The sequence below is a fragment of the Streptomyces sp. NPDC005181 genome (genome assembly GCF_040608395.1).
Lineage (GTDB): Bacteria > Actinomycetota > Actinomycetes > Streptomycetales > Streptomycetaceae > Streptomyces.
In genome coordinates this window covers 1-7,348 of record NZ_JBEXID010000170.1, presented here as the reverse complement: position 1 = coordinate 7,348, position 7,348 = coordinate 1, and the positions used below count along the sequence as shown (strand labels likewise).

General features: G+C 71.2%; 5 protein-coding genes. 2 read left to right on the top strand and 3 right to left on the bottom strand.

Going from position 1 to position 7,348, the window contains the following annotated elements:
* Nucleotides 1-150 precede the first annotated feature (150 nt).
* The 3 genes from ABZV38_RS38865 to ABZV38_RS38855 form a co-directional block, all read right to left on the bottom strand.
* Nucleotides 151-762 (bottom strand): RNA polymerase sigma factor, encoded by a 612-nt coding sequence (locus ABZV38_RS38865; RefSeq protein ID WP_356333502.1) that lies wholly within the window; start codon nt 760-762, stop codon nt 151-153.
* Nucleotides 763-1,236: 474 nt separating this feature from the next.
* Nucleotides 1,237-1,788 carry a hypothetical protein gene (locus tag ABZV38_RS38860; protein WP_356333500.1) on the bottom strand — a complete coding sequence of 184 codons (552 nt, stop codon included), beginning with the start codon at nt 1,786-1,788 and terminating at the stop codon, nt 1,237-1,239.
* Nucleotides 1,789-2,073: 285 nt separating this feature from the next.
* Nucleotides 2,074-2,934 carry a hypothetical protein gene (locus tag ABZV38_RS38855; RefSeq protein ID WP_356333498.1) on the bottom strand — a complete coding sequence of 287 codons (861 nt, stop codon included), beginning with the start codon at nt 2,932-2,934 and terminating at the stop codon, nt 2,074-2,076.
* A gap of 232 nt (nt 2,935-3,166) precedes the next feature.
* Here ABZV38_RS38855 and ABZV38_RS38850 point away from each other — a divergent pair, with 232 nt between their 5' ends.
* Entirely contained in the window at nt 3,167-4,063 is an 897-nt protein-coding gene (locus tag ABZV38_RS38850; RefSeq protein ID WP_356333496.1) for a VOC family protein, read from the top strand.
* 209 nt (nt 4,064-4,272) lie between these two features.
* Nucleotides 4,273-7,191, top strand: a complete 2,919-nt coding sequence (locus tag ABZV38_RS38845) for a putative dsRNA-binding protein (protein WP_356333494.1) — start codon at nt 4,273-4,275, stop codon at nt 7,189-7,191.
* The last annotated feature ends 157 nt before the right edge of the window (nt 7,192-7,348 follow it).

Genomic DNA, 7,348 nt, shown 5'->3' with positions numbered 1-7,348 from the left:
CTGGCAACCGTGCCTGCCGCATGTCGTCACCCACCCCACCAGCAACGGCAGTTGGGGCGAATCCGCTCATTCCGTTTTCACGCCGAGGCCCTGGGGGCGTAGCGCTGGCGGCCTCGCCGCTCAACCGCTCATCTCCGTTTCGATCGGTGCTCATCTCGGTTCCCCCAGCGTCCGCGCGACATCATGTGTCACATCGTCAGGGCCGAGCAAACGGGCCAGACTCCTCAAACCGCGGCGGGCCGGCATCCGTACGACAGGGCGGGGCCTGCCCATCACCCGGGCGGCTGCGTGTTCGTCCAGGCGTACGACATGGCGGAGGAGGACCGCCTCGACCTGGGTGCGGGGCAGCCGGGCGACCAGAGCCTGGGCTGTCTCGGCGGACAGCGTTGCTCCGCGCAGGGTGTGGGCGATGTGGTCCTCGGTCGGCGGCGTCCAGGGGCTTCCCGGAGAGCCGGGCGATGCCCCGTGAAGCCGGAAGTAGCCCAGCGCGTGCCGCCGGGCAATACTCGCCGTCCAACCGCGGAATCCGTGCCTGTCGCCACGAAACCGTGGTGGCTCGCATGCGGTCTCCCGCCAGGCAGCGGCGGCGATGTCCTCGGCGTCCTCACCCGCGAACCCGCGCAGGTAGCCGAGCAGACCCGGTTGGACCAGCCGGTACAGCACAGCGAAGGCGGCCTCGTCACCGTCCTGGGCCCGAACGACCGCCGTGCTCACCGCGGGATTGTCGGCCGACACGCGCTGAGCGTGCCCTCCTCGTCCCACGATCCGTCCCCCCATGGGCCAACCAACGCCCCCGGAGCGTACGACAGGTCGCACCGGCGTCCCAAATACTCGGTGGCCACTCCACACAACGGTCACGGACACCGATCACGGCGCCGACGCAGGGGAGCGAGTGGGACGTTGTCCTTCGCCCCGCCCTGCTGCCAGTGACGCGTGCAGGGGCAGACCGTCACGGGGGGAAAGGAGCCTGTCCCTGCACGCCGGAGCCCGCGTACCTCCCCCTAGAGGGCGGGCCCTGTGACCCTCATTGCGGGTCACTTACTCCAGCGCGTCGTGCACTTGGAGTGTCACGGGGGCCGGCTGATGGTTGCGAAATCAACACTCCTGTGAAGAGGGGTACTTGTCGTGATCACGAGTTGGCCACGAACGATACGGCTGTCCAGCGCGAGAAACGCCGGGGGCACGACCAGCGTGCCGCAGGACACGCCCGCTGTATCACCTGGGGCGGAAGCCCGGTCAGCCTCGGCCTTCGACGCCATCATCCGGGATCGCCCAGGAGGGGCGGGCGGGGGAGATCGCCCGGCGCGGCCGCTGGGCGGGGCCGGGGCGTGGGCGAGGAGGAGGGGCGGTGCCTGGTCGCGGCGGGCTCGGTGCGGGCACAGGGGTGAGATGCCCTGTGCCGGCGGTTGCCGCACCGCGCGGTGGCGTGAAGTGGGCCACCTCGCGTGGGGACATGCCGAGCAGGCGGCCGGCGTCGCCTTGGCTCAGGCACAGGGTGTCCACGAGCTCGTGGACGGCGGCGGCGATCGCCTCCTCTTCGGCGGCGACCGCGGCCGCCCGGCGGCGCCGCGCTTCCGACACCGAGCCGAGCACGGGCGCGAGTTCGGGCACCAACATGTCCAGGACGATAGCGTCCGGATGGGCCCCGACGGCTTCGGCGACGAGACCGCGCGCCAGGTCCTCCGCCCCCTCGAGGGTGCGGCATTGGGTGTGCAGGGCGAGGCGGGGGACGTCGACGGCCCACCACCGGCCGATTCGGTGCAGCAGGACTTCATAGCGGGACCTCACGGGCTGCGCCTCCTCTCCCTTCCACCGGCTAGGTCTTTTGCTCACGGGCTGACGCACGCCTCGCGCGCTCTGTTCCCCTCCCGCGCACACGCCTTACGACGGCGGGAGCCGAGCGCGTCAGGGCGGCCGGCGTCGGTGACGAGCCGGGATACCGTCGTCGGCGCGAGTCCTGCGTTCCCCGGCCGTACGACGTCGATGTGTGGCGCGATCCGCTCCCGGCGGCCACTCGTCACCTGAGCCGCACCTCCTGCTTGCCGAGCTGGGCACGGCCGGGTCCCGGCACGGTCAGCCGAGGCACACCACGAGCAGGCAGACCTCCGTCGGCGACGTGGATGCCGGTGCGTGGCTCGCCTGGGACGAGCCCGAGTCCGTGCCGCCGGTGGCTGCGGGCGCCGACGACTGCTGCTTCGCCGTACCGGTGCGGTCGGGGGCCGTAGCACCGGAGGACGGCGCGGTGTTCTGCGGCTGCGGGGTCGACGTCGCAGCCGGACGGGGAGGCACGGTGGCGTCCGGCCGGGCGATCTGCGGCGTCCTGCGGGGCGGGGCCGCAAGGGACTGCTGTCGCGGGGCGCCGGTGGCCGGCGACTGCTCTTCGGGAGTGGTGTCTGACGATCGGTGAGTGGTGAGCGGTGTGGACGCCGGACGGGTGTGCTCAGGCACCTGCTCTTCCGCGACGCCCATGCTCCTGGCGTCCGGCGCTGTGGCCGCCTGTGCCCGGTCGGTGGAGTGCCGGTCCATCGTGGCGATGGTCAGGCCGCCTCCGACGAGGGCGATGGTGGTCGCGACCACGGCCCGACGCTGGTTCTTCTTCCAGCGGGCCAGCTGGCGACGGCGTGCCGCCCGCCCCTGCCGCGCAGTCAGCAGGCCCTCGAGATGGGCGGACGGGGCGGTGTACGGGGCCGCGTTCGTGCCGGCCTCGAGCTCAGTCTCGTCACGCTGGGGGTCGTCGTGCCACCTGTCGGAGGCCGCGGACTCTCCGGCATACGTTGCACCGGGTCCGTTGCCGGTCATCGCCGAGGCGGCGCCCCCGGCCGGGCCGGCGCGGCCGTCGGCGGAGGGCGGAGCGATGTCCGGGGCGTAGGCGCCGCACCCGGGACACACCAGGGCGCCGTTGAGGTGCCGACGACACGAGGAGCAGTAGTCCATCTGCGGTCTCCTGGGTTGACTGCGCCGTCGGCCCGCCTGGGCCACGGCCTGATCACGTTCGCCTGCGAGATCGAACGGCCAGCCACGCTAACCAGGCTTTCGAAAGGCTGTGTGCAGCCTGTGTGGTGCTCCTGCACAGATTCTCTGGGCCTCGCTCATGTCGGGCGTAACTGCACCCCTCCCTGCCCTTCCTTACGCCAGCCCGGGTGAAACCCTCGGACCATCTGGACCGGTGCGCCGAGGCTGTCCATGGGGTCGGCATAGTGGCGGGGTCTCCGTACCGGCTTCGCGGGCGAAACGCCTGCTCGGCGCCGACTTCCGCACCGGGTCACCCATCTGGATCGACCTCGGTAGCCCGGACACGGACGCGGCCGCCTTCTACGGCGCCGTCTTCGGGCGGCAGTACGTGTCCGCCGGGCCCGCCGCGGGCGGGTACGGGTTCTTCCAGAAGGATGGGAAGACCGTCGCCGCCCTCGGGCCGCTGACGCAGGATGGGGCCACGTCGGCCTGGGCGACGTACTTCCGCAGCGACGACATCCAGGCTGCCACCGCCCGTGGCGTGGCCGCCGGCGGAGGCACTGTGCGCGTCGAACCCATGAACATGGGCGAGAGCCGGCTGGCTCAGTTCTCCGACCCCCAGGGCGCGCAGTTCGCCGTACTGCAGTCCAACAAGGGGTTGGAGAAGGCCTCCGAGGACAACACGCTGGTGTGGGTGGAGCTGCACGTCGGCGAGCCGGAGGCGGTGATGCGCTTCTACGACGGGCTGTTCGGCTGGCGCTCCGAGATGCCGGAGCCCGGCATGACGTACCGGGTCCTCAGCATCAAGGAGGGCGACCAGCAGGAGGGGTCCTTCGGCGGCGTAGCCCCGCTTCAGGGTGGGCAGGAGATGGCGCGTTGGGTGCCCTACTTCGCGGTGGCCGATGCTGATGCGGTGGTCGCGGCGGTGCAGGGGAATGTTCTGCTGGCTGCGCGGGCGTGGCAGGTTGCCGGGATTGTGGGTGACCGTGAGCCGGGTGAGGACCACTACGGACAGCTGTGGCCGACGCTTGGGACCGTTTTCATCTGGTCCTGCAGATCGCAGTGCGGCACGGCCCTCAAAACAGCGGCCTCGCGGAACGATCCGCGTTGAGTGAACCCCTCCAGAACCCGCGGCCCGCAGCATAGGCTGTTCGGTCAGTGCCGCCGTGATCACCCGGGAGTCGTGAGGTGCGGCGGGAGGGGACAGCAGGGCCGGAGGCAGGCCGCCGCTCGTACGCAAGCACCGGGACAGCGCACTGACGCCATCCGGGAGCGTGTGCTGGGTCGGGCAGGGGCGCGTCACCCGGCAGGGGGAGGGTCATGAACCGCTGGGTCGGCATTGTGTCGCTGCGCGAGACCGCGCCGCCGACACCCTTGCATCGCATCGCGCTCGCTATCGACGCCGCGCGGAGCCGGACGTCGTACCAGCTGGCCGGGCTGACGGTGTCGTACGGGCGGATGCGGTCGGCGTTGCGCACGCTTGGTCAGGAGCAGGCCCGCCGCCACGACTGGGGCCGGTACACGTATTGCGTCGACCTGGTCGGCGACTTTTTCGACGGCGGTCACCCCCCGACCGGACTACCCTCCTGGCTCACCAACGAACTCCAGAACCTCCTGGACGGCAGGTCCGGCATACGGCCGACGGGCGGTCGGAGGGCGCAGGGAGCTTCCCGGCGCACTGTCTCGCGTCCTGCGCACCACCGCTCGGCGTCCACCCGCCAGGGCCGGAACACGCCCCCCGAAGCCGCCCGGCCGGCCCGGCCCGCGCGGTCGGCCTCGCCCACGACCGGACAGCGTCCGTCGCCCGAGCCGGTGCGGCCCTACTCCCGTGCCGAACGGCAGCTCGACGTCCATGACGTCACGTACCCGGCGCTGTGCGAACCGCCCGTGTCGCTGGTGGGCCCGTCCGGGCAAGAGGTCCGCGAGATCGTGGGGAAGGTCGTGCCTGGATGGGACGCCGGACCCGAGGTCACCGCCTGGCTCGGCCTGGCCGCCGAACATCGCAGTCACCTTTACGAGAGCCACCACGCCGACCAGGTCACACCACACGTCCTCGGCCTGCTCGACCGGCTCGGCGCCACCGCGCTCGACGTGATCTTGCTTGACGCATACGCACGATGGGCGACCCCTCGGAAGGCGGGCGAACAGTCGAGCGAACACGCCCGGCGTCGCTCCGCCGCGGGCCTCGTGCTTGGCGAGTGGGTTACCAAGCAGGGGCTGGTGCGCATGGGCGCGGGGGAGGCGCAGCAGCCCGCTAGGTCCGTCTTCGAAGGAGTGGCCAGGCAGATCCTCGGCGTGCTCAGCCTCTGTGGCGAGCACAAGATCGCCCGGAAGCTGGTCGCCTCCGTGTGGCCCGACCTCGACCGCCCTTCCGCGGAGGCGGGAGCCGATCCCGTCACTCTGGCGCATGCGGCCTTCCACAAGGAAGGAATCACCTACGACTACGGCGAGGAGGGTCCGGATCACCGCAAGGCCTTCCGTGCCACCGTCCGCACCGGAACTGGCCACTCGGCGGAAGGCACCGGCCTGTCCAAGAAGGCGGCGCGGGCGGCGGCAGCACGAGCGCTGCTCGACGCATACCCACAGGTGGCCGCAGCGACGGGCGCCGAGCGGAAGGCGGCAACCGCTACGCTGCCGGCCGCGTCGCCGCTGACGTACGCGCAGCCGGGCAACCGGCACCGGGACGCCGTGAGCGACCTGGCGGCCATGTTCGAGCTCGGCCATCGCGCGAACGGGCTCCTCGCCCAGGCCCTCACCCATGCCTCCTGGGTCCAAGAAAATCAGGCAGCGACGGCCGCCGCCCGCCAGCGCGACAACCACCTCCTCGCCCACCACGGTTCGCACGTGGTGGATTACCTCGCCGCCCACGTCCGCGTCCGCCAAGCCCTCGCGCACGGCCTCACCCCAGACGAGGACGAGGCACGCATCCTCACCGCCTCTGACGACGACACCGCCCGGCTCGGTGCCACTCTCCAGCTCGCGGAAGGTCTGCTGACGAGCCGTGGTGAGAGCGGACAGGGCCGCACAGCGGTGTCGGACGCCACCCAGGCGGTCGTCGCTGCGGCCTGGCGTGTCCACGGGCCTCGGCTGATTGGGCGTCGGCCCGCCGTCCTAGACGACTGGCTCTCCGGCCTGGAACACCAGCACGACCCGGTGACCATCCTCGCCGCCATGGCCACCACGTACGGCATCGACCACGAGTACACATACGACGTCACGGGGCCGGACCACCTGAAGAGCTTCACCGCCACGATCGAGCTGCGGGACGCTCGGGGCCGCGTCCACCGGTGGACCGAGCGTCTGGCTGGAAACCCCGGGAAGGCGGAGGCGAAGAAGGCGACCGCCGAGGCCATCGTCGACATCCTCGCCACCCCCGTCAACGGTGTCGTTGACGATCTCCCCGCCCCGGAACGGGACCTGCTCGTCTTCCTCCTGCGCGCCCAGCTCGATGGCCTCGGCCGGCCGACGGAACGGCAGCGCACTCGCATGCTCGCCCGCGGCGACCTCGGCACCGACCTTCTCACCACCGGCGACACCGAAGCGTTTCTTGCCTGGGCGGAACGCGTTCGGCCCCTGCTCGGGCCGGACGACGTGGCCGTACCGGACGCGCTGCGCGAGCTGTACCGGAAGGTCCTCGACGATACGCGCACCGGGCCCCGCTCGCTCTTGCACCGTATGGCCGCCGACCCCGGACCCGGCGCTGCGAGCGTGGTCCGGAGAAACGCGGCGGATGCCGTACGGCGAGTGCTGAGCAGCGGGCCGCAGGCCGCTTCAGTCCGCGACATCGTGCAGGATTGGTGGCGCGACCAGGCCCCGGCCACTGGCGTCACGGTCCGCGACGACATGCGGCAGGAGGTCTTCCGGCCGCTCCCCGTCCACCTCGGCGCGCTGGACGAGACCCTGACGTGGTGCGGCGAAGCCGCCGAGGCGGCCGACAGCCGTATCGACGTCGAGCTGACAGTTCAGGACGGCACGCTGCACGTCTGGCTCGGCCTCGATAAAGTGAACGTCCAGGCAGCCTGCGATGTTTTCGCCCGCCTGCTGTCCCACACCCTTCCGTACACCGACTGCTTGGTCGGTGACGACCATGTACTGCTGCGCCTGCACGGCGAGCCCGAGACGATTCCCCACCATTCCTTGGCCGCAGCGGGCATGGACGCCTACGTCTCCGGGCCGCTGGACCAGCGGCGGCCCACTGAAGACGTCGCCGCCGCGCCCATGGGAGCACCGGACGAGTAGCTCTACTCGTCAGCCCGCTCCGCGAGCCGGGCCATTGGCTCCAGCTGCCCTGTCGCTGCAGCTCAGAGGGCTCTACGTTCTTGATCGGGTTGGTCCTCCCATTCGTAGGGTGGGGACACCCAGGGACATCAGGTGTGGCTATGAGAGGGCTGCCGGC